Below are 23,961 nucleotides of genomic sequence, written 5' to 3' on the forward strand. Positions count from 1 at the left end.
CGATCAGTCATTTGTGTTTTCATTGTGCGAAGGCCGGCCTCCGACAATGAAGGACTGGGCGGTAGACCACCCGCACCACCCATGTAGACGAACGCATGTAAGGCTTGCTCTAGCACGGCACATTGCGGTCCAGCGGAGGCCGATTCAGGCAGAGATGGCTGCGAAGGCTGCGATGGCTGCGATGGCCCGGTTGTGCCACAGCCCAAAAGCAACAAGGCAGTGACAGCAACGCCGGCAACGAACGGTGCTTTCAATATAGCCTCCACGTCAAAGCGGGATGTTCCCGTGCTTGCGCCACGGGTTCTCGAGCTTCTTCTCGCGCAGCATCACCAGCGAACGGCAGATGCGCTTGCGCGTCTCGTGCGGCAGGATCACATCGTCGATGTAGCCGCGCGCGCTCGCCACGTACGGGTTCGCAAAACGCGCCTTGTATTCGGCCTCGCGGGCGGCGAGCTTCTCAGGGTCGTTCTTGTCTTCGCGGAAGATGATTTCCACCGCGCCCTTCGCGCCCATCACCGCGATCTCGGCGCGCGGCCAGGCGAGATTGACGTCGCCGCGCAGATGCTTGGAGGCCATCACGTCGTACGCACCGCCGTAGGCCTTGCGCGTGATGACGGTGATCTTCGGCACCGTGCACTCCGCGTATGCGTAGAGCAGCTTGGCGCCGTGCTTGATGATGCCGCCGTACTCCTGCCCCGTGCCGGGCATGAAGCCGGGCACGTCGACGAAGGTGATGACCGGGATGTTGAACGCATCGCAGAAACGAACGAAGCGCGCCGCCTTGATGCTGCTCTTGATGTCGAGGCAACCGGCCAGTACCAGCGGCTGGTTCGCCACGATGCCGACCGTCTGGCCTTCCATGCGCGCAAAGCCGATCACGATGTTCTTCGCGTAGTCGGGCTGCAGCTCGAAGAAGTCGCCGTCGTCCACCACCTTGAGGATCAGCTCCTTGATGTCGTAGGGCTTGTTCGGGTTGTCGGGCACCAGCGTGTCCAGCGAGTAGTCGGGGCGGTCGGCCGGGTCGCCCTGGCCGTTGTTGCCCAGGCGCACCGGCGGCTTCTCGCGGTTGTTGAGCGGCAGGTAGTTGTACAGGCGCCGCAGCATCATCAGCGCCTCGACGTCGTTCTCGAACGCCATGTCGGCCACGCCGCTGCGCGTGGTGTGGGTGATGGCGCCGCCAAGCTCCTCGGCCGTCACGGTTTCGTGCGTCACGGTCTTCACCACGTCGGGGCCCGTGACGAACATGTAACTCGAGTCCTTCACCATGAAGATGAAGTCGGTCATGGCCGGCGAATACACCGCGCCGCCCGCGCACGGGCCCATCACCATGCTGATCTGCGGCACCACGCCCGAGGCCATCACGTTGCGCTGGAACACATCCGCATAGCCGCCCAGCGATGCCACGCCTTCCTGGATGCGCGCGCCGCCCGAATCATTGAGGCCGATGACCGGTGCGCCGACCTTCATCGCCTGGTCCATCACCTTGCAGATCTTCTCGGCATGCGCCTCGCTGAGCGCGCCGCCGAAGACGGTGAAGTCCTGGCTGAACACAAACACCAGGCGGCCGTTGATCATTCCGTAGCCGGTGACCACGCCGTCGCCGGGGATCTTCTGCTCGGCCATGCCGAAGTCGACCGAGCGGTGCTCGACGAACATGTCCCATTCTTCGAACGTGTTGTCGTCCAGCAGGAGCTCGATGCGCTCGCGCGCGGTGAGCTTGCCCTTGGCGTGCTGCGCATCGATGCGCTTCTGCCCGCCGCCGAGGCGCGCCTTGGCGCGGCGCTGTTCGAGTTGTTCAATCAGTTCTTGCATGGTGTGGTTCCGAAGCTGTGGTCCTGAAATTCGTGTGGCGTCATGGCCTGGCCGTGATGGCCGCCGCCGCGAGCAACTGGCGCGCCGCGGTCGATGCAGGCAGCGCACCCTGCGCGACCTGCTGGGTGAGTTGGGGCAGCAGCTCGCGCACCTGCGGGTGGTGCCTGAAGGCCTGCTTGAGGCCGGCGTCGATGCGTTCCCACATCCACGCGGTGGCCTGTTTTTCGCGGCGCGTGGCGAGCTTGCCGTTGGCAGTTTGCAGCTGCCTGAATTGCGTGACGGCTTCCCAGAACGCATCGACGCCGGTGCCCGCGAGCGCGCTCAGCTGCAGCACCCTGGGCAGCCAGAAGCGGATCTCCGCGCCGCTGTGCGCGTCGTGCACCGCGTGCGCGTGGTCCGGGTTGCCCTGGTGGCCGAAGAGGCGCAGCGCCGAGGTGATCTGGGCCTGCGCGCGCGTGGCGGCGTCCTTGTCGATGTCGGCCTTGTTGATGACCACGAGGTCCGCCAGCTCCATCACGCCCTTCTTGATCGCCTGCAGGTCGTCGCCGGCATTGGGCAACTGCATCAGCACGAACATGTCGGTCATGCCGGACACAGCCGTTTCGCTCTGGCCCACGCCCACGGTCTCGACGATCACGACGTCGTAGCCGGCAGCCTCGCACACCAGCATCGCCTCGCGCGTCTTCTCGGCCACGCCGCCGAGCGTGCCGCTCGAAGGACTCGGGCGGATGTAGGCGCGCTCGTGCACCGAGAGCTTTTCCATGCGCGTCTTGTCGCCGAGGATGGAGCCGCCGGACACCGTGGACGAAGGGTCGATGGTGAGCACCGCGACGCGATGGCCCTTGTCGATCAACAGCAGGCCGAGCGTTTCGATGAAGGTCGATTTACCCACGCCGGGCACGCCCGAGATGCCGAGGCGAAACGAATTGCCGGTGCGCGGCAGCAGCGCGGTGAGCAGTTCGTCGGCCTGCGCGCGATGGTCGGTGCGGGTCGATTCGAGCAGCGTGATGGCCTTGGCGATCGCACGGCGCTGCGCCATGCCGTCCGACTCGGCAACGGCGCGTTCGAGCGCCTCCACCGGATTCAGCACGCAGCCTCCGCGTCCATCACGCGCCAGCGGTAGTGCAGGTCGACGCCCTCCTCGCCCTCAAGCACAAAGCCATGCCGAAGGTAGAAGCGGTTGGCATCGCTCTGCACGAGCGCGGTGAGCTTGATGTCGAGCTTCTTCTTGCGCGCCTCGGCCTTGGCCCAGCGCATCACCCATTCGCCGATGCCGCTGCCCTGGAAGCCGGTGCGCAGGTACAGGTGGTCCAGCCGCAGCGCATCGGCGCCTTCTGGCTTGAGCGTGACGAAGCCCACGCGCTGGTCGCCGTCGAGCACGATGTGGTGCATGAACGGCACGACGAACCCGGCGCTCAGCCGTTCGCGCGCACGCGCGGCATCGAAACGCCCGACACGCTCCAGGCTCGGGCGCATCGCATCGATGCGCACGGCCAGCATGTCCTCGAAATCGCTGGAATCCACGGGCTGCAGCGACAGCCGCGACAAGAGATCGCCCACGTCTGGCGTCCCGGTCAGGCCGCGACGGCCGCGCGGATCTGCTCCAGCACGTCCTTCGCGCTGGCGGGGATCGGGGTGCCCGGCCCGTAGATGCCCTTGACGCCGGCCTCGTAGAGAAAGTCGTAGTCCTGCCGCGGAATCACGCCGCCGACGAACACGATGATGTCGTCCGCGCCCTGCTTCTTGAGCTCGTTGATGATGGCGGGCACCAGAGTCTTGTGGCCGGCTGCGAGGGTGCTCACGCCGACGGCATGCACGTCGTTTTCAATCGCCTGCCGCGCGCATTCTTCGGGCGTCTGGAACAGCGGCCCCATGTCCACGTCGAACCCCAGGTCGGCGAATGCGGTCGCAACGACCTTGGCGCCGCGGTCGTGCCCGTCTTGCCCGAGCTTGGAGATCATCACGCGCGGACGGCGCCCCTGTTCTTCGGCGAAAGCATTGATCTCGGTCTTGAGGGCTTCCCAGCCCTCGGCGGAGTCATAGGCAGCTGCGTACACACCGGTCACCTTTTGCGTGTCGGCCCGATGGCGGCCGAATGATTTTTCAAGCGCGTCCGAAATCTCGCCCACCGTGGCGCGAAGGCGCACCGCGTCGATGCTCAGCGCGAGCAGGTTGCCCGTGCCGTTCTCGGCCGCTTCGGTCAGCGCATCGAGCGCGGCCTGCACCTTGGCGGTGTCGCGCGAGGCACGAATCTTCTGCAGCCGCGCCACCTGCTGGTCGCGCACCATCACGTTGTCGATGGAGAGGCTGTCGATCGCGTCTTCGTTCTTGAGCTTGTACTTGTTGACGCCCACGATCACGTCCTTGCCCGAGTCGATGCGCGCCTGCTTCTCGGCGGCGGCGGCCTCGATCTTGAGCTTGGCCCAGCCGCTGTCGACCGCCTTGGTCATGCCGCCCATGGCCTCGACTTCTTCGATGATGGCCCAGGCCGCATCGGCCATGTCCTGCGTGAGCTTCTCCATCATGTAGCTGCCGGCCCAGGGGTCGACCACGTTGGTGATGTGCGTCTCTTCCTGGATGATCAGCTGCGTGTTGCGCGCGATGCGCGAGCTGAACTCGGTGGGCAGCGCAATCGCTTCGTCCAGCGCGTTGGTGTGCAGGCTCTGCGTGCCGCCGAACACCGCGGCCATCGCCTCGATGGTGGTGCGCACGATGTTGTTGTACGGGTCCTGCTCGGTGAGCGACCAGCCCGAGGTCTGGCAGTGCGTGCGCAGCATCAGGCTCTTGGGGTTCTTGGGCTCGAACTCCTTCATGATGCGGCACCACAGGAGGCGCGCCGCGCGCATCTTGGCCACCTCGAGATAGAAGTTCATCCCGATGGCCCAGAAGAAGCTCAGGCGCCCGGCAAAGCCGTCCACGTCGAGGCCCTTGGCCAGCGCCGTCTTCACGTATTCCTTGCCGTCGGCCAGCGTGAAGGCGAGTTCGAGCGCCTGGTTCGCACCGGCTTCCTGCATGTGATAGCCGCTGATCGAGATCGAGTTGAACTTGGGCATGTTCTGCGCCGTGTACTCGATGATGTCGCCGATGATCCGCATGCTCGGCGCGGGCGGAAAGATGTAGGTGTTGCGGACCATGAACTCCTTGAGGATGTCGTTCTGGATGGTTCCGCTCAGCTGGTCCTGCGCCACGCCCTGCTCTTCGGCCGCGACCACGTAGCCCGCGAGCACCGGCAGCACGGCGCCGTTCATGGTCATCGACACGGAGACCTTGTCCAGCGGGATCTGGTCGAACAGGATCTTCATGTCCTCCACCGAGTCGATCGCCACGCCGGCCTTGCCGACGTCGCCGGTCACGCGTGGATGGTCGCTGTCGTAGCCGCGGTGGGTGGCCAGGTCGAAGGCCACGCTCACGCCCTGCCCGCCCGCGGCCAGCGCCTTGCGATAGAAGGCGTTCGACTCCTCGGCGGTCGAGAAGCCGGCGTACTGGCGGATGGTCCAGGGGCGCACCGCGTACATGGTGGCCTGCGGGCCGCGCAGGTAGGGCTCGAAGCCGGGCAGCGTGTCGGTGTACTTCAGGCCCTGCAGGTCGGCCGCGGTGTAGAGCGGCTTGACGGTGATGCCGTCGGGCGTGATCCAGTTCAGCGCGTTCACGTCGCCGCCCGGCGCGGACTTGGCCGCGGACTTGGCCCAGGCGCCGAGGTCGGCGGGCTTGAAGGTGGGTTCGGGTGTGCTGCTCATGGAAGGCGCCGCTTTGCAGTTGTCTTGCAGGGGATGACAGGGAATTCGCAATTTCGCTCGCAGGGATTTGCAAGCCGGCAGCGAGTCTAACCGATCCATAATTATTAATTCAAACCAGCTTTTTGAAGTACAGTCCTGCCCATGTCCGCTGTCACTCTCACCCCGCGCGCCCTCTACGAAGAGGTGGCCGAGCTGCTGCGCCAGCGGATCTTTCGCCGCGAACTGGAGCCCGGCAGCTGGATCGACGAACTCAAGCTGGCCGAGGAATACGGCATCAGCCGCACCCCGCTGCGCGAAGCGCTGAAAGTGCTGGCTGCCGAAGGGCTGGTGACGATGAAGGTGCGCCGCGGCGCCTACGTGACCGAGGTGTCCGAGCAGGACCTGGCGGACGTCTACCACCTGCTCTCCCTGCTGGAAAGCGACGCCGCCGGCGTGGTCGCCGAGCGCGCCACCGAGTCCGAACGCGCGGAGCTGAAGAAGCTGCACGCCGAACTCGAAGCCGCCGCCGCGCCGGGCAAGGAGGACCGCGAGCACTTCTTCGCGCTCAACGAACGCTTTCACATGCGGCTGCTGGCCATCGCCAACAACAAGTGGCGCGACCAGATGGTGGCCGACCTGCGCAAGGTGATGAAGCTCAACCGCCACAACTCGCTGCTCAAGGCGGGGCGCATTGCTGAGTCGCTGGCCGAGCACCGTTCGGTGATGGCGGCCATCGAGGCGCGCGACGCCGCCGCGGCGATGACGCGGATGCGCGAACACTTCAAGAACGGGCTGGAAGCCGCGGCCTGAGCTTGCCAGCCCGCCGGAGACTCGTCAGTCGCAGATGATGGTGCCGGCTTCGGCCGCAATCCGCCGGGCCGCTTCCAGCAGCCGGGGCGCCACGCGATCCAGCATGACGTCCTTGGGCAGCAGGTAGGCCGGGCCGCCGCAGCTCAGGCCGTAGCGCTCGCCGCGCGGGCCCTGCAGCGCAAAGCCGAGGGCGTGGATGTGGGGATGCCACTCGCCGAAAGAACTGCAATAGCCCAGGCGGTCGTATTCCTCGATGCCCGCCATGAGCCGCGGCTCGACGGCCGGCCAGTTCTCGCCGGTCTCGATGCGGATCTGTTCCAGCAGCACGTCCCGCTCGGACGGCGGCAATGCCGCCAGGTAAGCCCGGCCGGCGGCCGAGGTGGTGATCGAGAGGCGCGAGCCGACCTCGATGCGCGAACTGATCAGTGCAGACCGCGGCCGCAGCGAATCGATGACGAGCAGGTCGAGATCGTCGCGTATGCCCATGTGGATGCTGGCGCCCGCGAATTCGGACAACTCCGTCAGATGCGGCCGCGCCACCGTTCGCAGGTCGAAATGCCGCAGGTAACGGCTGCTCATGTCGAGCAAGGCCGGCCCCAGGCTAAATCGCTCGCTGTCGCGCGACTGGCGCAGGTAGCCGGCGCCTACCAGCGTCGCGGTCAGCCGCGATACGGTGGCCTTGGGAATGCCCGTGGTGTCGGCCAGATCCCGGTTGCCCATCGGTGCGGCCGCCATCCCGATGGTCTTGAGTACTGCCAAGCCGCGTGCCAGCGCGCTCACTTCCTCTTTGCTGCCAACAGCTTCGCTCATGAAGAACCTTTTTTTGTTTCCCTGACCTCTTTATTCTTGAGCAAAAACAGGTGTGCAGGCCACACTTGTTATTGCATTGTTTCGGAACTATGTTCTATTAAAAGAGGATGAAATGCCCTATCCGGGGGCTAAAAAGGGCCTTTTCGGGCGTAAAAAAACACGGAATCTCCAAGTTCGGAGATGTCCTTCGTGAGCGAGGAAACAAAAAACCGGCCGCGGCGGCCGACGTTCAGGCGGCCTGAGCGACGGGCTCGTGCGCCAGCGCCATCACCTCGTGCGGCGGGCGCGTCTTGAGGCGGTGATCGCTCCAGACCTGACGCCAGCGGCGCGCGCCGGGCAGGCCGTTGCGCAGGCCCAGCATGTGGCGCGCGATCGACGACCACTGCGTGCCGTGCTCGGCCGCCTCGCGAACCATGTAGTCGCACATCAGCGACTCCACCTCTTCGCGCGTCAGCGGCTGCGGCGCGGCGCCGAAGAACTCGGCGTCCCATTCGGCGAGCCACCAGGGGTTGTGATAGGCCTCCCGCCCGACCATCACGCCATCGAGCAGGCGCAGGTGCTCATGCACTTGTTCGTTCACGGAAATGCCGCCGTTGATGGAGAGCTTCAGATCGGGAAAGTCGTGCTTCAGCCGATGCACCAGCGCGTAGCGCAGCGGCGGAATCTCGCGGTTCTGCTTCGGGCTCAGGCCCTGCAGCCACGCATTGCGCGCATGCACGATGAAGGTTTCGCACCCCGCCTCGCTCACCTGGCCGACGAAGTCGCGCACGAACTCGTAGCTCTCGATCTTGTCGATGCCGATGCGGTGCTTGACGGTGACGGGCACGCTCACCACATCGACCATCGCCTTCACGCAGTCGGCCACCAGTTGCGGCTCGTTCATGAGACAGGCGCCGAAAGCGCCGCGCTGCACGCGTTCGCTCGGGCAGCCGCAATTGAGGTTGATCTCGTCGTAACCCCATTCCTCGCCGAGCTTCGCGCAATGCGCGAGATCGGCCGGTTCGCTGCCGCCGAGCTGCAGGGCCACGGGGTGTTCTTCGGCGTTGAAGCGAAGATGCCGGGGCACGTCGCCATGCACCAGTGCGCCGGTCGTCACCATCTCGGTGTAGAGCAGTGCGTGGCGCGACATCAGGCGATGAAAGTACCGGCAATGACGGTCCGTCCAATCCATCATGGGGGCAACGGAGATGACCTTCTCTTCCAAAACGCGTGATCCTGTGGTGTCGACACCGGCCCGGACATCGGGCGCAGAAGGCGGCGATTTTCTCACGCGACCCGTGCCAACGCCTCGGTCAGCTGTTCGACCGTGTAGGGCTTGCGCAGCCAGGTGGTCCCCTCCACCGTCTTCGCCGGCTCTGCCTGCCCTGTCACGAAGATCACGGGCACGCGGTGGTCGCGCAGCAGCCGCTCGGCCAGGTCGTGCCCCGACAGCGCGGGCAGGCCGATGTCGACCATCACCACATCGAAGGCGCCCTCGAAGAAGCGCGAGATCGCGGCCTCGGCGCTCTTGACGCCGGTGGCCCAGTGCCCCAGGGCCTCGAGCAGTTTCAGGGTGGTGGCGAGCGTGTCGGCATCGTCCTCCACGAGCAGTACGCGAAGCTTGGGTTGCGGGGCATTGGTCATTGCGTGACATTTTTCCAGACAACACGGCGTGCTGCAGCCACCGCAGCCCACCACCCTACAGGGATGTACGACAGATGGCGGCGTTGTCTTACTCGGCGCCGGGAGTCCTTCCCGACAATGACCTCCTCGGCCGAGACAAGCCGATGGACCGCCCTCTCTCTCGCCAACAACAATGACCCGTATCTACCTCATAGAAGACAACCCTCTGATCGCGACGACGCTGACCGACGGGCTGCAGGAATTTTCCGAATGCGATGTCATCGGCACCGCGACCACTTCCGATGAAGCCATCGACTGGCTCAAGGCCAACCCCGGCGAATGGGATGCGGCGGTGATCGATGTGTTTCTCGCCAAGGGCAACGGGCTCACCGTGGCGCAGTACCTGAGGGACAACAAGCTGCCCGAGCAGCGCACCGTGGTGCTCATGAACTATGCGACTTCGGAGGTGCGCGAGGGCGCGCTGTCGGCGGGCGTCGATGCGGTGTTCGACAAATCGCTGCAGCTCGAGGCGTTCTACGACTTCTGCGCGGCGCTGAACATCACGCCCCGGCGCTGACACAATCGGCCGCGTGCCGATCTTCAAACACAGCCTGTTCTCTGGCCTTGCGCTCGCACTGATGCTCGTCGCGTCGCCTGTGCGCGCGGCAGACCCTGTGCTGCTCGTCACCTCGCCCAATGCCCTGCAAGCCGCCGAGAAATCCGGCGCCAGCTTCGCCCACTGGATCGGCGATGCGCCCGCTGCATCCGACGGCATCGCCACCAACCAGTCCCTTATGCGCTCCGCGGCCTGGCAATCCATCGCCACGCCGCTCGGCGAAAGCCTTGCGCGCATCCAGCGCACGGACAGGCAGGCCGGCGTCGGCATCTCGCGCTATCCGCACCGGCTGTTCAACGCACGCTGGCTCGCGAGCCCTGATGCCTTCTTCGAGCTGGTCGGCGTGGCCAACCGCATGGACCGTCGGCCTTTCCAGAACGGCGCCTGCGGCGAGACGCGGCTCGTGTACCGGCTCGCCTACCGCACCGCTGCGATGCAGTCGCGCCTGCCGATGACCGTCAATGTGGAACTGCGCGGCGATGCACCGGATGCGAACGGCAGCTGCGCCGGCGCCGCGCGGCTCTGGCAACCGCCTCAGGCTTCCATGCCCGACGAGGCGCTCGGCCGCTGGCTGGTGTCGCCCGACGGTCCGCTCGCGCCGCAGCGTCTGGCGCCCGCGCGCATCGCGCAGGTCACCACCAACCTGCAGAGCGTGCGCTGGCCGTCCGCGGTGCGGCCCGATCTCGGCGGCCATGCCGAGTACATGCTGCGCGCCTTCCGATGGAACGCCGGCACGAAGCGCTTCGACGTGGCGCCGCTCGAGAACACGCCCGACATCGCGCGCCTTAGGGCCAACGCGCCGCTGCGCAATGAACTCCAGCAGTGGCTGCAGCAGCCCGCCAACCTGCGCGCACTGGACGAGGCCTCGGTGCAGATTCCGGAGAAGTTTCTCGCGACCGAGTCGATCTCGGTCGCCCCGCGCGGCCTTGCGCGTCTCGCGAACCGGCCGTTCTCGCGGGTCTTCTCGCCCGGCGACTGGCAGGCCGTACCCGGCAGCCGCACGCTGCAATCACCGCAGGCCGTGCTGCGCCGTCTCGATGACCTCAGCTGCGCGGGCTGCCACCAGAGCCGCGCGGTCGCGGGCTTTCACCTGCTCGGCGTCGATCGGCGCGGCGCATCGCGCACCTTCACGACGGGCAATGCGCTCGCCCTGCCGCACTCGCCGCATCTGCAGGATGAACTTGCGCGTCGCGCCACGTATGTGCGCGCCGCGCGGTCGACGCCACAGCCTGACCCGTTCCGCCCCCTGGCCGAACCGGACACCGCGAACGCCGCACCCGAGAAAGCCACGGTCGGCGCAAGCTGCGAACCCACGCGCATCACGCAATCCGCCAACCCGTGGCTGGACCGCGCCGAGAAACTGCCGCGCGTCGCCTGTGAAGGCGTGTTCTCGGTGTGCGAGAAAACCTCGGTCGGCTTTCCGGGCGGCATGTGCTCGGGGCCGTGCGATCCGCTCGACAGGAACGGCACGTGCGGCGGCATCGCCATCTTGAGCGACTTCAACCAGTGCCTCGCCGCGAACAAGCCTTTCGGCGAATGCCTCGCCAGGCACACGCGCCCCGGCAACCTGCGCAGCTGCTCGTCGCAGCAGCCCTGCCGCGATGACTACATCTGCGCGCAGGCCGAGGGCCAGCCCGAAGGGCGCGGTGCCTGCATTCCGCCTTACTTCCTGTTCCAGATGCGGGTGGACGGGCACTCCTGACGATCGCTCATTCGTTCGATGTAGGTCGCATCAGGTACGCGCACACCGCGGCGATCACACCCAGCACCGCGACATAGATGCCCACCGGCACGATGCTCGAATACTTCGCAACCAACGTCGCCGCGATGATCGGCGCCAGCCCACCGCCGATGGCCGCCGCGAACTGGATGCCGATGGAAATGCCCGAGTAACGCAACTCCGCCGGGAACTGCGCCGCATACAGGTTCGACTGCGGCGCGAACATCAGCGCGTAGTTGATCGCCAGTGCCACCACCATCGCCACCGTGTACGCCGTGAGCGACCCGCTGCCGATCGCCTGGAACAGCGGCACCGCCATGACGGCGAGCAGCAGCCCGCCGAACACATAGAGCCGCCGCGCCCCCACCTTGTCCGCGAGCCAGCCGCTGGCCGGAATGGTGAAGACCATGACCACCGAACCCGCGATCAGCGCGTGCAGCGCATCGGCCCGCGAGAACCCCAGGCGACTGGTCGCATACGAGATCGAGAACACCAGGATCGTGTAGATCAGCGTCACCTCGGCCAGCTTGCCGCCGATGGTCAGCAGCAACGGCTTCCAGTGCGCCACGACCACTTCGCGCGCCGGCAGCACCGCCGTCTTCTGGTGCACCTTCACCTGCATGAACTCGGGCGACTCCTCCACCTTCATGCGGATGAACACACCCAGCACGATCAGCACCGCGCTCGCAAGAAACGGCAGCCGCCAGCCCCAGCTCAGAAAGCTCGCCTCGGGCAGTTGCGTCACCAGCGCGAAGGCGCCCGAGGACAGCAGCACGCCGATGGGTGCGCCCATCTGCGGCATGCTGCCCACCAGCGAGCGCCACTTGGGCGGCGCATGCTCCACGGCCATCAGCATCGCGCCGCCCAGCTCGCCGCCGAACGACAGCCCCTGGCCGATGCGAAGCAGCACCAGCAGCACCGCGGCCCAGAGGCCGATCGATTCGTAGGTCGGCAAGAGGCCGATCAGCACGGTGCAAATGCCCATCATCAACAGGCTCAGTGTGAGCATCGACTTCCTGCCCAGCCGGTCGCCAAAGTGCCCGAAGACGATGCCGCCCAGCGGCCGCGCCAGCATGCCGCTCGCGAAGGTGCCGAAGGCCGCCAGCGTGCCGACGGTCGGATCGAAGTTGGGGAAGAAGAGCTTGTTGAACACCAGCGCCGCGGCAGTGCCGTAGGCCAGGAAGTCGAAGGCCTCGATGGCCGTGCCGACCATGGTGGCGGCGCCGATCTTCCACATGCTCTGGTGCTTCTTCTCCACAGCACCCTGCAATGGCGAGGCGATGCTGCTCATGGCTGCTCCTGCGTGATCTGCCGCGCGAACATCGCGAAGCTCGCGTTGACGATGCTCCGCTGCAGCAGGAAGTCGTGCGACTCCTTCGCGAGCACCGGGTCCACCAGCTTGAGCCGCCCATAGGCCGATTGCGCGATCAGCTGGTTGCGCGCCGCGCGCTCGATGAGCACCGACATGTAGAGCGATTCCTCGATGCTGGGCGTGGCCGCCAGAAAGCCGTGGTTGGCAAGCAGCACGCAGCGCTTCTGGCCGAGCGCGGCCGAGATGATCTCGCCCTCCACATCGGCGATCGGCAGGCCTGGCCACTCTGCGAGGAAGGCGCAGTCGTCGAAGAACGGCGTGGCATCCATGTGCGCGATCTGCAGCGGCTCGCCCGTCATCGACAGGGCCGACACATACGGCGGATGCGTGTGCATCACGCAGTTCACATCGGGTCGTCGCCTGTAGACCCAGAGGTGAAAACGCACCGCAGGGTTGGGCACGCCCCGGCCTTCGAGCACGCGCAGCGAATCGTCGATGCGCATCACCGATTGCGGGCGGATCTCGCTGAAGGCATGCGCGAGCGGCGTGGTGAGGAAGGTGCCGTCGGCCTGCCGCACGGTGACCTGCCCGGCCAGCGTTTCGGAGTGCCCCTCTTTCGCGAGGATGCGGCAGCTGAGTGCGAGCTTCTCGGCCTCGCTCCAGTCGCCGTAGGTCAATCCGTCGAAGGACGGTGTGGGGCTGTCGTGGTTTTCGTGGGTTGGGGTGCTCACGCTGTGGCTCCTGTGCATTGACGGTGGCGGTCAATGTAAGAAGCGGGTCTCGGTTTGCGCTTGTGCGTGCGCGCACGCGCATTGACCCTGCGTGCCAACCGGGCGCGTTATGGCGTCAAGGCGCCGGATCGAGCACCAGCTGCGTCTGCGTGACGACGCTGCAGAGCTTGCCCTGTGCATTCGTGATCGAGGTCTGCCAGACCATCGTGGTGCGCCCGCGGTGCAGCGCCACACAGGTGCCTGTCACCGTGCTGCCCAGCCGCGCGCCTGCGATGAACTTGGTGCTCGAGTCGGTGGTCGTCGTGCGCTTGCCACCCGAGAGGTTGACGAGCGTGCCAACCGCACCCAGCGTGTCGGCAAAGGCCATCGAGGCGCCGCCGTGCAGGATGCCGCCGGCCGTGCAGAGGTCTTGCCGCACCTCCATTTCCGCCACCACGCGGTCGGGTTCCAGCACTGTGATGCGGATGCCCATGAGGCCGGGAAAGATTCCGGCGAACAGCTTCTGGATGTCTGCAATCTCGGTCATCGATGGCTCCTTGGATCTCCTTGGGGTTCGCCAGCCTAGTGGAAAGTCTCGATCGTTGCGAGATGGCGCCAGACCTAGACTGCAGCCCCTCGCCACGAGGCTTGGCACGAAGCGTGCGGGCCAACCGCAGGAGCCCCACCATGCACCACGACACCGCATCCGAACTGAGCTTTGCGCCCCGCTTCCGCCCGTTCTATCCGGGCGACGTGCAGGGCTACTCCAGCGCGCTCGATTCGCTGGTCTACCCGGGCGAGCTCAGCGTGCGGGACAGCAACCCGCGCATGAGCCTCGAAGCCTGCCGGCTCGTGGGCGGCGGCCTGGCGATCAGCTTCACTTCGACCCCGCTCGCAGTGCGGCACGACACCGCGCTCGCCTCGCCGAGCGGCTCGGGCGATGTGCTGGCCATGATCGCCGTCGAGGGCGAAGGCACCATCGACCAGGGCGGCCGGTGCATGCCCTTTCGCCAGGGCGACATCACCTTCCGTACCACGCGGCTGCCGTCCGTCTGCACGCTCACGACGCCCGGCAAGCTGGTGATGCTGCGCGTGCCGGCCGCCCGGTTCTTCGGCATCCATGCGGACCTGCACGAGCGCTTCGTGCCCTCCATCGCGCAGGCCCATTCGCGGCTGGCCGACGCCGCGCGCACGCACATGGGCCATGTCTTCCCCGGCCCGGTGCAAGGCACGCCGGCACTCGCGTATTTCTCGGAACAGTCCTTCGTCTCGCTGCTGGCCGCGGCGTACTGCGAATCGTGCGAATTGGTCGACGACGACGTGGCCGAGGGCAAGCGCCGCGAGCGCGATCGCTGGCAACGGCTCGTGGCCTACATCGAGGCGCACCTGGGCGATGCGGAGCTGTCGGTCGATGCGGTCTCGAAAGAGCTGGGCATTTCGAAGCGGCTCACGCACCGCCTCTTCGAGATGCAGCGCACGCAGTACAGCGCGTACCTGAGGACACGCCGCCTTGAGCGTGCGAAGGAAGAGCTCTTGAACCCGAGGCTCGATCACCTGAGCATTTCGGAGATCGCCTATCGCAACGGCTTCGGCGACGCGAGCCACTTCAGCCGGTGTTTCAGGAGCCAGTTCGGAACACCGCCGGGGGCTTGGCGCAGATCGCCGGACTGACCGACACGCACAAGGACAAGTTCAACGCCGACCTGCTGGCGTTCATCAAGTCCTGATCGCTCCTGATCGAGTGAATGGCCCGATGCACGTTCAGGCGAGGTAGCCACCGTCCGCGGTGAGTGCCGCGCCCGTCACGAAGCCCGCATCGGGCCCCGCGAGATAAGCCACGAGGCTGGCGATCTCGCTGCCCTTTCCCATGCGCCCCAGGGCGATCAGCGACCGCACGCGTTCGCCGATCTCGCCCTGTGGCGACATGTCGGTGTCGGTCGGCCCCGGCTGCACCACGTTCACCGTGATGCCGCGCGGGCCCAGGTCGCGCGCCAGGCCCCGCGTGAGCGAAGCCACCGCGCCCTTGGTCATGCTGTAGACCGACGAGCCCGGGAACCCGCTGCGATCCGCCGTCACGCTGCCGATGGTGATGACGCGCCCGCCCTCGCCCATGTGCGGCACCGCGGCCTGCGTCGCAACGAACACGGCGCGCACGTTGACGGCCACCATGCGATCGAAGTCGGCCAGCGCGTAGCCGTCGACCATGCCAGGAATCAAAATGCCCGCGCTGTTGACGAGCACGTCGAGGCGACCGAAGGCTTCCACCGTTTGCGACACTGCCTGCTGCACCGCTTCCGCGTCGGCGCTGTCGGCCTTGATGGCCAGTGCCTTGCCGCCTTGCGATGCGATCTCGTCCGCCAGCGCCTTCGCCTTTTCGTCCGATGCCGCATAGGTGAACGCAACCGCCGCGCCATCGCTCGCCAAGCGACGCACGATGGCCGCGCCAATACCGCGAGAGCCGCCAGTGACCAATGCGGCCTTGCCGCTCAATGCTTCAGACATGATGTTTTTCCTTTTTAACGGATTGATCGATCCGGAATAGAGCCAAAAAAATGCGCCGGGAAGGGCGCTCCTTGATCTGTCTGCCCGCCGCCTACTTCAGGCTTCGGACAGCCACCTTCACCACGCCGCGCAGCGTCTCGGCCGAGGCGCCACCGCGCGCCGCGATCTTCAGCCCCGAGAGCGTGGCCGACACGAACTGCGCGGCATCCCGCGTGTCCACCGCCTTGCCGATCTCTCCCGCCGCCTTCGCCTCGGTGATGCGTCGCTCGATGGCCGAGAGCAAGGTGCGGCCCGCCGTGTCCGTGAGCAGCGACACCTCCGCATCCGAGCGGCCAAACTCGCAAATGGCCCCGATGCCGAGGCAGCCAGGCTCCGCATCGGTGCTCGGCTTGGCTGCCATCGCGTTCAACATCGCCTCGATGCCCTTCAGCGGCGAACTCGCACCGTTGAGCACACGGATCTGCTCGGCCACGCTGCCGGCGACGTAGTACTGCAGCGCCTCGAGGTACAGCTTTCGCTTGTCGCCGAAGGTGTCGTACATGCTCTGGCGGCTGATGCCCATGGCCTTGAGCAGCACCTCGGTGGAGGTGCCGTCGTAGCCGAGGTCGGAGAACACGGGGATCGCGCCCTGCAGGGCAGTCTCGCGGTCGAATGCTTTGGGTCGGGCCATGGCGCGGAGTATAGATAATTCCGGACTGCATTGTCCTGAACTGATCGATATCCCCTTCGACCCGCAGCTCCTCTTAGTATTCGCCAAACAACATGAAGACCTGAGGAGCCCTCGTGGACATCTTCGAAAACGTCCTTCTCATGCTGGTCGCGGCGTGCCTGCTCCTGCTGGTCTCGCGCCGCCTCGCACTGCCCTACCCCTCGCTGCTGGCGCTGGCCGGCGTCGGGCTCGGTGCGATGCCGTGGGTGCCGCACATCCACTTCGATCCGCACCTCGCGCTCGCCCTCTTCATCGCACCCGCCCTCCTCGACTCGGCCTTCGACACCTCCCCGCGCGAACTGCGGCACAACTGGATGCCGCTGGTCTCGCTGGTGCTGGTGGCGGTGCTCTTGACCACCGCCGTGGTCGCATGGGCCGGCTGGGCCTTCGCGGAGCTGCCGATTGCCGCGGCCATCACGCTCGGCGCCATCGTCGCGCCGCCCGATGCGGTGGCCGCGGCGGCGGTGATGCAGCAGTTCCGCATTCCACGGCGCACGCTGTCGCTCATCAACGGCGAGAGCCTGCTCAACGATGCGGTCGCGTTGCTGGTGTTCGGCGTCGCGGTGTCGGCGGCGGGCGCCGCGCACCAGCCGATTGCGAGTTCGCTGCCGATGCTGCTGGTCGCGGTGCCGGGTGGCGCCCTGGTGGGCATCTTGCTCGCCAAGATCAACCTGCACGTGGTCGGGCCGATCTTTGCTGGCACGCGCTCGGCCATCATCTTCCAGTTCGTGATGACCTTCGCCGCATGGATCGTGGCCGAGCGGCTGCACCTGTCGCCGATCATCTCGGTGGTCGCCTTCGGCATGACGCTGGGCCAGTACGCGCCGGGCCGCAGTGCGCCGCGGGACCGCGTGCAATCGTATGCGGTGTGGGGTGCGGTGGTGTTCACGCTCAATGTGCTCGCGTTCTTCCTGATGGGGCTGCAGGCGCGCGGCATCCTCGACCGGCTCTCCGGCCCCGCGCTCACGCATGCGCTGCAGTTCGCGGGCCTCGTGCTCGCGCTGGTCATTGCCGTTCGGGTCGCGTGGGTGATGTTCTATGGGGCGGTGATGCGCACCGTGAAGCACCGGCTGGGCCTGAAGCCCAAGGGCATCTCGATTCCGTCGAAGCGCATCGGCTTTCTCGTCGGATGGTCCGGCATGCGCGGCCTGGTCACCATGGCCACGGCCTTTGCGCTGCCGGCGGATTTTCCGGGGCGCGACCTCATCGTGCTGAGCGCGTTCGCGGTGGTGCTCGGCACGCTGGTGATCCAGGGCTTCACGATCGGGCCGCTCATCAAGGCACTGAAGATCGAGCCCGACGAATCGCAGGACAAGGAAGTCTCGCTCGCGCGCATCGCGATGATGGATGCGGCGCTCTCAGCACTCGAAGCGGAGCGCGGCGGCGAAGCCAACGCCGTGCGCGACGAATACCGCGCCGCACGCACCATCGCCGCCGACGAGCGTCAGCCGCAGGCCCAGACCGCGCACGACCGGCTGCGCGCCACGGCGATCCGCGCACAGCGCCAGGCGCTCGATGCGCTGCGCGAGAGCGGGCAGATCGAGGACGACACCTACCATCGGCTCGAGGAGGAGATGGACTGGGCGGAGCTCAATGCGATTCCTGCCAACGATGTGCGGCTGCAGAGCGTGTAGCGCTTGCGCCCCTCTCTTGCTCCTTCCCCTTCCGGGGGAAGGTTGGGATGGGGGCACGACGGCGTTCAATTCATCGCCGCGCCATATCGAACGCCGCTTGCCCCCACCCCTGCCCTCCCCCGGAAGGGGAGGGAGAAAAGCCGGGCATCACGCCTCCTCGTACCACCGATCCTTCGCCAACATCACCCGATGATGCCCATGCCCCGACGGCATCATCGGAAAGCAGTTCTCCTGCGCCGCGACCTGCACGTCGAGAAAGAACGGTCCTTCGCTCGCGAGACATTCGGCCAGCGCCGCTTCGAGTTCGGCTGGGTCCGACACCCGCCGAGCCCCCCATCCAAAGGCCTTCGACAGCGCCACGAAATCCGGCAGCGCCTCGTTCCAGCTGTGGCTCAGCCGGTTGCCGTGATTCAGCTCCTGCCACTGCCGCACCATGCCCATGTAGCCGTTGTTGCACAGCACCAGCTTCACCGGCGTGCGGTGCTGCACCGCCGTTGAAAGCTCCTGGATGTTCATGAGCACCGACGCATCGCCGCTCACGCACACGCAAAGCGCATCGGGGTGGCCGATCTGCGCGCCGATGGCGGCGGGCAGGCCGTAGCCCATCGTGCCCGCGCCGCCCGAGGTGAGCCAATGCCGCGGGCTGTCGAAGCGCAGGTACTGCGCGGCCCACATCTGGTGCTGGCCCACGTCGGTCGAGACGATCGCATCGCGCCCGCTGCGGCCGATGGCCTGCTGCAGCGACGACACGAGCTGCTGCGGCAGGATCGCATCCGCGCGCGGCTCGAACTTCAGGCAATCTTCCGCGCGCCAGCGCTCGATGCGCTCCCACCACGGCGCCAGCCGCTCGGGCGCAAAGCCCTCGGCGGGCAGCAGCGCCAGCACCGCATCGAGGATCGCCGCGCAGTCGCCCACCATCGGCACATCGACCTGCACGACCTTGTTGATGCTCGTCGGGTCGATGTCGATGTGGATCTTTCTCGCATGCGGGCAGAACTCGTCGAGCTTGCCGGTCACGCGGTCGTCGAAGCGCGCGCCGACGCACACCACCAAGTCGGCCTCGTGCATCGCGAGGTTCGCTTCCAGGTTGCCGTGCATGCCCAGCATGCCGATGAACTTCGGGTCGGACGCAGGGAAGGCGCCGAGCCCCATCAGCGTCAGCGTGCAGGGCGCGTGCAGGCGGTTCACCAGTTGCGTGAAGGCTTCGCAGGCAGCCGGCCCCGAGTTGATGAGCCCGCCGCCGCCATAGAGCACCGGGCGCCGCGCGGTCGAGAGCAGGTCGGCCGCGCGCTGCAGCATCGCCTTCGGCGGCAGCGCCGCCCTGCTCGCCCGCAGCGGGCGCAGCGGCGTGGGGGCCGCGCCATGACCCAGGCGCATCAGCTGGATGTCCTTCGGCACATCGAGCAGCACCGGACCCGGTCGGCCCGTCGATGCAATTTCGAGCGCGCGCCGCACCAGCGCCGGCACGTCGTCGGCCGCGCGCACCTGCTGGTTCCACTTGGTCACCGAGCGCGACATGCCCAGCGCATCGCTTTCCTGGAAGGCCTGCGTGCCGATGACCGCCGTGGCCACCTGCCCGCTGATGCACAGCACCGGCACCGAATCGCTCATCGCATCGAGGAGGCCCGTGATCGTGTTGCCCACGCCCGGCCCCGAGGTGACCAGCACCACGCCGACACGCCCCGTGCTGCGCGCATAGCCCTCGGCCGCATGCACCGCGGCCTGCTCGTGGCGCACCAGCACATGGCGCAGCCGCGGCTCGCCGTGCAGCGCGTCGTACAGCGGCAGTGCGGCGCCGCCGGGGTAGCCGAAGATGGTGTCGACGCCGCACTCCACCAGCGTATCGAGCAGGGCCTCCGCCCCGTTGCGCACACGCGGCGCGGCTTCGGGGTGAAGGGACAAGGAAGACGTGAGGGGTATGTCGAGCAATCTCATGCCGTCAATTCTTCCGTTCCTCAGGCAGAATTTGCTTCTTTCTTTTGGCTCATTGGGTCCAATTTATGAAAACCAATCGGAAAACATCGACTTCCGAAGAAGGATCTTTCGACAAGATCGACATGGCCATCCTCCGCGTGCTGCTGCTCGACTCGCGCAAGACCCTGCAGGAAATCGGCAACGAGGTCGGCCTCTCGCCCACCAGTTGCTGGACGCGCATCAAGAAGCTCGAGGCGCAAGGCGTCATCAAGCGCTACACCGTCGACGTCGATCCGGCCAAGCTCGGCTATCACGACTCGGTGATCGTGCAGGTCACGCTCGAGAGCCACACCGACGAGACGCTCTACGACTTCGGCCGCGTGCTCGCGACCATTCCCGAGATCCAGGAGGCGTACCTCGTCTCGGGCGACTACGACTACTACATCCGCATCGCGGTGCGCGACACCCGCGACTACGAGCGGCTGCTGCGCGAAAAGCTCTACAAGATCCCCGGCATTCGCCACAGCAAATCGCACTTCGTGCTGCGGGTGCTCAAGGAAACCAGCGTGCCCGTCATCTGAAGATGCGAGCATCGCGTTGACCTGAACTCCCCCAAAGGATCTTCGGATGTTCGATTTCTTCAAGAAGAAAAAGCCGCCGGCCCCGGCCGCCACCGTCGAGACCGGCCCCGCCGTTCCCCTGCCCCTTGCCGGACGCAAGGGCCACGTCGGCGCCATCGAGGCGGTGACGCTCGACGGCACCATGTACTTCTTCGGCTTCGACTTCAGCAGCGACCTGGTGCTATCGCCCCTGATCGCCGACATCGACCTCGCGGCGCGCTTCGCGAGCCAGCACATGACGCAGCGCGACGGCACGCACGACGAGGCCTACTGGCGCGAGCTCGCGGGCTACGCCGTCGAAGGCTCCGAGCTTGCGACCAAAGAGGAAAGCCGCACCTTCAGCACCGAGTCGCTGGCCGCGGCCATCGCAAGCCTCGCGCGCGTGCGCCGCGAAGGCACGGTCGAGCCCGGCTTCGGCATCGAGTACCACCTGCGCTATCTGCTCGGCGCAGCGGGCGGATGGGAGGTGCCGGAAGAAGCTGGAACCGAAGACGCCGACGAATGGATCGATGTCATCAGCGGCAACGAACCGCTGGCCGAGGGCACGACGCTGACAGACATCGCCGGCCGCCTGCAGGCGCACCTGAACGCGCTGGTCGATACCGCGCCGGGCAACTGGTCCACAAAGTTCGCGGTGTTGAAGGGCTGAGCCCATTCCAACCGGATCAGAGCCGGATCAGCTCCACCCGCCGGTTCTTCGCGCGCCCCGCCTCGTTGTCATTCGGCGCCACCGGCTCGGCCGCACCGGCACCGCGCGTGGTGAAGCGGCGCGGGTCCACGCCCGCCTTCACCAGCACGCCGATCACCGCGACCGCGCGGCGCTTGGAGAGATCGTCGTTGTGCTTCGCTTCGCCCTGCGCATCGGTGTGCCCCACCACCGAGAGCTTGAGCGGCGGGTTGTTGCGCATGAGCTTGGTCATCTCGTCGAGCGTAGGTTGCGACTCGGGGCGGATCACGTCCTTGTCCAGATCGAACAGGATGCCGTAGAGATTGATGCGCCCCGTCTCGGCCAGGCTCTTCTGCATGGCCGAGGCGTCGACGAACACGATCTTGTCGCCCTCCATCGCCTTGGCTTCCACCACGCGCACGAAGGCGTGGTTGCCGACATCGGCGTTGTGCTCGGCCAGCGCGATGCTGGCGTACACGGTGCCGGTGAGGCCGGTCTTCTTCGCGAGCAGGTAACGCCCGCTCACCGAAAAATAGTTGCGCACATAGTCACCGCTTTTGCCCAAGCGCGGCCACTCGGGGTCGTCGAACGCGAGCGCAAAGTCATAGGGCGTGTTCGTGTCCACGCTGTTGGGGCGCTTCTGGTAGCAGGTGGCGTTGGCGGTGCCGCAGGTGAAGAGCACGTCGAAGCCCTTGGCCTTCAGGCTCGCCTCGTAGTTGCGCTGCACTTCGAGCAGCGAACGGCCGGCCGGCAGCTTGTAGTGATAGAGCGAGATCTTGCCCTCGAGCTTGAGCAGATCGGGCTTGCCACCGCCCCAGTTCTGGAACGGCTCCTTGATGAGACCGACCTCGTCGTAGGCCGTGACCTTGGTGCCGTCGAGCACCGCGCCTTCGTAGCGGCCGACGAGGGGGTGGTCTTTCTCGGGCGGCGCGGCGGCGAAGGCGGCCGTGCAAAGCGCGGCCGTTGCAGCGAAGAAGGCGAGCTGTTTCATCGGAGGTGTCGAAAGGAGCGGCGACGCTCGGGATGCTAGGACGGGCACGGGCCGTTGTGCATTCGACGGACGGCCTATGCCGTGGGCAACTCAGCTGACCGAGGCACTGGCTCTGCGGGCAGGACGCGGCGGCGGCTGACAAAGGCGTGAGGCCGGAGGGCGCTTACTTACTCGCAGGGCGCCGGTGCATCGCGTGCTGAATCACGCGATCCCGCGGTCGCCTGTACGAGCCCATACAGGAGATTCCGCATGTCAGCAGCGACACACAAAGCGATTCTGGAGAAGGCCAACGCGGCCATCATCAAGGGCGACTACGAAGGGTTCCTCGCGCTCTGCACCGAGGACACGGAATGGACCTTCGTGGGCGACCGCACGCTCAGCGGCAAGGAAGCCGTCCGCGAGTGGATGGCGACTGCCTACACCGAGCCACCCAAGTTCGAAGTCCATCAGCTGATCGCCGAGGATGACTTCGTGACCGCCCTCGGCGAGATCACGCTGAAGGACAAATCGGGCAAAGACACGCGTCACGCCTACTGCGACGTCTGGCGCTTTCGCGATGGCAGGATGGCCGGGCTGCACGCCTTCGTCATCGAGGCGCCTCTGTAAAGCGGAGCGGTTGCGCTCCGTGCCCGGCGGCAAGAGCCTCACGCACTGCCCGCCTCGGGCGGCATGCGGCGGTAGTTCATTTCGACGGCCAGAGCCTCCTCGCCCGCGGGGGTGATGTTGTACATGCGCAGGCCGAGGGTGTCATCGTCAGGCTGCTCGATGGCCGTGCGCCAGCCCCAGCGCGAGCCGCCTTGTCCATCGCTGTAGCTGCCCAGCATCGACAGGCGCGGGTCGCCGCTGACGCCGATGCTGAACATGATGGAACTGCCGGTGCCGAAACTCTCGGCCCAGGCCGATTCGTAACGGCGCTCGTCCAGGTGGTAGGCGATCAGCGCCACGCCTTCCACAGGCTCGCCGGCACAGCGGCCGGTGTATTCATGCAACAGCACGCGACCGCCCAACAGCATGCGGATACTGCCCCGCTGCACCGATTCGTCAGCCGGCTTGCCAGGCTCGAACCAGAGGCGAAAGCGCCCCTCCCACTGCCCCGACATGCGCGCCAACTGCGCATGCACACCATCAGTCAGAGAAGCTTCGAGCTCCTTGCGCCCCATGAGTTTTCCTTCAAGGCAGTGGCTGATCGGTGAGTTGCGCGGCGAAAAACCGAGATTCTGCCCGCGCCTGATGATGCAAATATGCGCGACGCACCTCTTCCGCGCCGGCAATTTGCAGCGATGAGAAGTGGGGAAGGAAGACATCACACCAACACGCTTTGACGGATGAACCGCTTTGCCGGCTATCGGTGCCATGTGCATTCGATGGAGAACGCGGGGCACAAAAGGCGATGGCCGAAGTGCTGACACACCCCGATCGTCCGACCACATGTAGTGCATTACCTTGAAAGAACGTGCAACAAATGGCTGAACGAGCTGTGGCCGAGCGTCGCACGCCGGCTTCCCGCGGCAACTCGCCCCACAACACGGACGGGCCCAGCGCGGCAGACCTTCTTGAGAACAGACTGGCGCAGTTGAAGTCGCTGCTGTGGTGCTGCTATGGCGATGGCATCGATTGGTTCAATGGCGCGGGGCCGACGCACCTGGGGAACGTGATCTGGCTTGCGGCGGATATGGTGGATCAGGCGGTGGAGTTGCATCAGCGGTGTTTGAGCGAGCGACGGGCTCCGACTTGAAGCAAGCGGACTCCAACCGCTAGGCATGGACTAGAGACGGCACAAGTGGCATCGCGCTAAGTGACCATTCCAGTCGCCAGA

General features: G+C 66.2%; 24 protein-coding genes. 9 read left to right on the plus strand and 15 right to left on the minus strand.

Annotated features, from left to right (window positions below; genetic code table 11):
• Positions 1-267 precede the first annotated feature (267 nt).
• The 4 genes from GNX71_RS20200 to scpA are packed head-to-tail and all read right to left on the minus strand — an operon-like array spanning position 268 to position 5,549.
• Complete coding sequence (locus GNX71_RS20200; protein ID WP_042577190.1) at positions 268-1,812, minus strand: acyl-CoA carboxylase subunit beta; 1,545 nt, start codon at positions 1,810-1,812, stop codon at positions 268-270.
• Between the two features lie 40 nt (positions 1,813-1,852).
• Complete coding sequence (gene meaB, locus GNX71_RS20205; RefSeq protein ID WP_206173955.1) at positions 1,853-2,902, minus strand: methylmalonyl Co-A mutase-associated GTPase MeaB; 1,050 nt, start codon at positions 2,900-2,902, stop codon at positions 1,853-1,855.
• On the minus strand, positions 2,896-3,372 hold the full coding sequence (locus tag GNX71_RS20210; protein WP_206173956.1) for a GNAT family N-acetyltransferase: 477 nt from the start codon (positions 3,370-3,372) through the stop codon (positions 2,896-2,898). The genes meaB and GNX71_RS20210 overlap by 7 nt, the downstream gene beginning before the upstream one ends.
• 14 nt (positions 3,373-3,386) lie before the next feature.
• A complete protein-coding gene (gene scpA / locus GNX71_RS20215) occupies positions 3,387-5,549 on the minus strand; it encodes a methylmalonyl-CoA mutase (RefSeq protein ID WP_206173957.1) in 2,163 nt (720 codons plus the stop codon).
• Between the two features lie 141 nt (positions 5,550-5,690).
• Here scpA and GNX71_RS20220 point away from each other — a divergent pair, with 141 nt between their 5' ends.
• Entirely contained in the window at positions 5,691-6,338 is a 648-nt protein-coding gene (locus GNX71_RS20220) for a GntR family transcriptional regulator (protein ID WP_206173958.1), read from the plus strand.
• A 24-nt stretch (positions 6,339-6,362) separates the two neighbouring features.
• Here the strand turns inward: GNX71_RS20220 and GNX71_RS20225 are convergent, their stop codons facing one another.
• From GNX71_RS20225 to GNX71_RS20235, 3 genes are all read right to left on the minus strand, one after another.
• Positions 6,363-7,148, minus strand: a complete 786-nt coding sequence (locus GNX71_RS20225; RefSeq protein ID WP_206173959.1) for an IclR family transcriptional regulator — start codon at positions 7,146-7,148, stop codon at positions 6,363-6,365.
• 229 nt (positions 7,149-7,377) lie between these two features.
• Positions 7,378-8,322, minus strand: coding sequence for a tRNA dihydrouridine(20/20a) synthase DusA (dusA, locus tag GNX71_RS20230; RefSeq protein ID WP_241026993.1), 945 nt, complete (start codon positions 8,320-8,322; stop codon positions 7,378-7,380).
• A 92-nt stretch (positions 8,323-8,414) separates the two neighbouring features.
• Positions 8,415-8,771: a response regulator gene (locus tag GNX71_RS20235; protein WP_206173961.1), complete on the minus strand. Its 357-nt coding sequence runs from the start codon at positions 8,769-8,771 to the stop codon at positions 8,415-8,417.
• Positions 8,772-8,943: 172 nt separating this feature from the next.
• Here GNX71_RS20235 and GNX71_RS20240 point away from each other — a divergent pair, with 172 nt between their 5' ends.
• On the plus strand, positions 8,944-9,327 hold the full coding sequence (locus GNX71_RS20240) for a response regulator (protein ID WP_206173962.1): 384 nt from the start codon (positions 8,944-8,946) through the stop codon (positions 9,325-9,327).
• Between the two features lie 13 nt (positions 9,328-9,340).
• On the plus strand, positions 9,341-11,068 hold the full coding sequence (locus GNX71_RS20245) for a hypothetical protein (protein WP_206173963.1): 1,728 nt from the start codon (positions 9,341-9,343) through the stop codon (positions 11,066-11,068).
• Positions 11,069-11,075: 7 nt separating this feature from the next.
• Here the strand turns inward: GNX71_RS20245 and GNX71_RS20250 are convergent, their stop codons facing one another.
• The 3 genes from GNX71_RS20250 to GNX71_RS20260 form a co-directional block, all read right to left on the minus strand.
• On the minus strand, positions 11,076-12,377 hold the full coding sequence (locus tag GNX71_RS20250) for an MFS transporter (protein WP_206173964.1): 1,302 nt from the start codon (positions 12,375-12,377) through the stop codon (positions 11,076-11,078).
• Positions 12,374-13,129, minus strand: coding sequence for an aldolase (locus GNX71_RS20255; RefSeq protein ID WP_241026994.1), 756 nt, complete (start codon positions 13,127-13,129; stop codon positions 12,374-12,376). Before GNX71_RS20255 ends, GNX71_RS20250 begins: the two co-directional genes overlap by 4 nt.
• Before the next feature lie 115 nt (positions 13,130-13,244).
• A complete protein-coding gene (locus GNX71_RS20260) occupies positions 13,245-13,655 on the minus strand; it encodes a PaaI family thioesterase (RefSeq protein ID WP_206173966.1) in 411 nt (136 codons plus the stop codon).
• 140 nt (positions 13,656-13,795) lie between these two features.
• On the opposite strand from GNX71_RS20260, the gene GNX71_RS20265 reads away from it, so the two are divergent.
• Positions 13,796-14,779, plus strand: coding sequence for an AraC family transcriptional regulator (locus GNX71_RS20265; RefSeq protein WP_206173967.1), 984 nt, complete (start codon positions 13,796-13,798; stop codon positions 14,777-14,779).
• A gap of 90 nt (positions 14,780-14,869) precedes the next feature.
• On the opposite strand, the gene GNX71_RS20270 is transcribed toward GNX71_RS20265, so the two are convergent.
• Both GNX71_RS20270 and GNX71_RS20275 read right to left on the minus strand, forming a co-directional pair.
• Positions 14,870-15,610 carry a 3-oxoacyl-ACP reductase family protein gene (locus GNX71_RS20270; protein WP_206173968.1) on the minus strand — a complete coding sequence of 247 codons (741 nt, stop codon included), beginning with the start codon at positions 15,608-15,610 and terminating at the stop codon, positions 14,870-14,872.
• 91 nt (positions 15,611-15,701) lie between these two features.
• Positions 15,702-16,280 carry a TetR/AcrR family transcriptional regulator gene (locus GNX71_RS20275; RefSeq protein WP_206173969.1) on the minus strand — a complete coding sequence of 193 codons (579 nt, stop codon included), beginning with the start codon at positions 16,278-16,280 and terminating at the stop codon, positions 15,702-15,704.
• A gap of 113 nt (positions 16,281-16,393) precedes the next feature.
• Here GNX71_RS20275 and GNX71_RS20280 point away from each other — a divergent pair, with 113 nt between their 5' ends.
• Positions 16,394-17,953 carry a cation:proton antiporter gene (locus tag GNX71_RS20280; RefSeq protein WP_206173970.1) on the plus strand — a complete coding sequence of 520 codons (1,560 nt, stop codon included), beginning with the start codon at positions 16,394-16,396 and terminating at the stop codon, positions 17,951-17,953.
• A 147-nt stretch (positions 17,954-18,100) separates the two neighbouring features.
• Here GNX71_RS20280 and ilvB read toward each other — a convergent pair whose 3' ends face one another.
• Complete coding sequence (ilvB, locus tag GNX71_RS20285; RefSeq protein WP_206173971.1) at positions 18,101-19,888, minus strand: biosynthetic-type acetolactate synthase large subunit; 1,788 nt, start codon at positions 19,886-19,888, stop codon at positions 18,101-18,103.
• Between the two features lie 65 nt (positions 19,889-19,953).
• Here ilvB and GNX71_RS20290 point away from each other — a divergent pair, with 65 nt between their 5' ends.
• The gene (locus GNX71_RS20290; protein ID WP_200861435.1) at positions 19,954-20,448 is read left to right on the plus strand and encodes an Lrp/AsnC family transcriptional regulator; all 495 of its coding nucleotides are present in this window, start codon (positions 19,954-19,956) and stop codon (positions 20,446-20,448) included.
• Positions 20,449-20,494: 46 nt separating this feature from the next.
• Positions 20,495-21,136, plus strand: coding sequence for a hypothetical protein (locus GNX71_RS20295; RefSeq protein ID WP_206173972.1), 642 nt, complete (start codon positions 20,495-20,497; stop codon positions 21,134-21,136).
• Between the two features lie 16 nt (positions 21,137-21,152).
• On the opposite strand, the gene GNX71_RS20300 is transcribed toward GNX71_RS20295, so the two are convergent.
• On the minus strand, positions 21,153-22,145 hold the full coding sequence (locus GNX71_RS20300; RefSeq protein ID WP_206173973.1) for an OmpA family protein: 993 nt from the start codon (positions 22,143-22,145) through the stop codon (positions 21,153-21,155).
• Positions 22,146-22,394: 249 nt separating this feature from the next.
• Between GNX71_RS20300 and GNX71_RS20305 the strand changes: the two genes are divergently transcribed.
• Positions 22,395-22,751, plus strand: coding sequence for a nuclear transport factor 2 family protein (locus GNX71_RS20305; RefSeq protein WP_206173974.1), 357 nt, complete (start codon positions 22,395-22,397; stop codon positions 22,749-22,751).
• A 38-nt stretch (positions 22,752-22,789) separates the two neighbouring features.
• On the opposite strand, the gene GNX71_RS20310 is transcribed toward GNX71_RS20305, so the two are convergent.
• Positions 22,790-23,305: a DUF1579 domain-containing protein gene (locus GNX71_RS20310; protein WP_206173975.1), complete on the minus strand. Its 516-nt coding sequence runs from the start codon at positions 23,303-23,305 to the stop codon at positions 22,790-22,792.
• A 302-nt stretch (positions 23,306-23,607) separates the two neighbouring features.
• On the opposite strand from GNX71_RS20310, the gene GNX71_RS20315 reads away from it, so the two are divergent.
• The gene (locus GNX71_RS20315) at positions 23,608-23,880 is read left to right on the plus strand and encodes a hypothetical protein (protein ID WP_206173976.1); all 273 of its coding nucleotides are present in this window, start codon (positions 23,608-23,610) and stop codon (positions 23,878-23,880) included.
• The last annotated feature ends 81 nt before the right edge of the window (positions 23,881-23,961 follow it).

The organism is Variovorax sp. RKNM96 (assembly GCF_017161115.1).
Classification (GTDB): domain Bacteria; phylum Pseudomonadota; class Gammaproteobacteria; order Burkholderiales; family Burkholderiaceae_C; genus Variovorax.

Coding starts and splice junctions, on each gene's coding strand:
- GNX71_RS20250 (WP_206173964.1), bottom strand. CDS start 12,377: ATGAGCAGCATCGCCTCGCCATTGCAGGGTGCTGTGGAGAAGAAGCAC.
- GNX71_RS20290 (WP_200861435.1), top strand. CDS start 19,954: ATGAAAACCAATCGGAAAACATCGACTTCCGAAGAAGGATCTTTCGAC.
- GNX71_RS20300 (WP_206173973.1), bottom strand. CDS start 22,145: ATGAAACAGCTCGCCTTCTTCGCTGCAACGGCCGCGCTTTGCACGGCC.
- GNX71_RS20240 (WP_206173962.1), top strand. CDS start 8,944: ATGACCCGTATCTACCTCATAGAAGACAACCCTCTGATCGCGACGACG.
- GNX71_RS20225 (WP_206173959.1), bottom strand. CDS start 7,148: ATGAGCGAAGCTGTTGGCAGCAAAGAGGAAGTGAGCGCGCTGGCACGC.
- GNX71_RS20275 (WP_206173969.1), bottom strand. CDS start 16,280: ATGGCCCGACCCAAAGCATTCGACCGCGAGACTGCCCTGCAGGGCGCG.
- GNX71_RS20260 (WP_206173966.1), bottom strand. CDS start 13,655: ATGACCGAGATTGCAGACATCCAGAAGCTGTTCGCCGGAATCTTTCCC.
- GNX71_RS20295 (WP_206173972.1), top strand. CDS start 20,495: ATGTTCGATTTCTTCAAGAAGAAAAAGCCGCCGGCCCCGGCCGCCACC.
- GNX71_RS20310 (WP_206173975.1), bottom strand. CDS start 23,305: ATGGGGCGCAAGGAGCTCGAAGCTTCTCTGACTGATGGTGTGCATGCG.
- GNX71_RS20235 (WP_206173961.1), bottom strand. CDS start 8,771: ATGACCAATGCCCCGCAACCCAAGCTTCGCGTACTGCTCGTGGAGGAC.
- ilvB (WP_206173971.1), bottom strand. CDS start 19,888: ATGAGATTGCTCGACATACCCCTCACGTCTTCCTTGTCCCTTCACCCC.
- GNX71_RS20200 (WP_042577190.1), bottom strand. CDS start 1,812: ATGCAAGAACTGATTGAACAACTCGAACAGCGCCGCGCCAAGGCGCGC.
- scpA (WP_206173957.1), bottom strand. CDS start 5,549: ATGAGCAGCACACCCGAACCCACCTTCAAGCCCGCCGACCTCGGCGCC.
- GNX71_RS20315 (WP_206173976.1), top strand. CDS start 23,608: ATGGCTGAACGAGCTGTGGCCGAGCGTCGCACGCCGGCTTCCCGCGGC.
- GNX71_RS20270 (WP_206173968.1), bottom strand. CDS start 15,610: ATGTCTGAAGCATTGAGCGGCAAGGCCGCATTGGTCACTGGCGGCTCT.
- dusA (WP_241026993.1), bottom strand. CDS start 8,322: ATGATGGATTGGACGGACCGTCATTGCCGGTACTTTCATCGCCTGATG.
- GNX71_RS20220 (WP_206173958.1), top strand. CDS start 5,691: ATGTCCGCTGTCACTCTCACCCCGCGCGCCCTCTACGAAGAGGTGGCC.
- GNX71_RS20265 (WP_206173967.1), top strand. CDS start 13,796: ATGCACCACGACACCGCATCCGAACTGAGCTTTGCGCCCCGCTTCCGC.
- GNX71_RS20305 (WP_206173974.1), top strand. CDS start 22,395: ATGTCAGCAGCGACACACAAAGCGATTCTGGAGAAGGCCAACGCGGCC.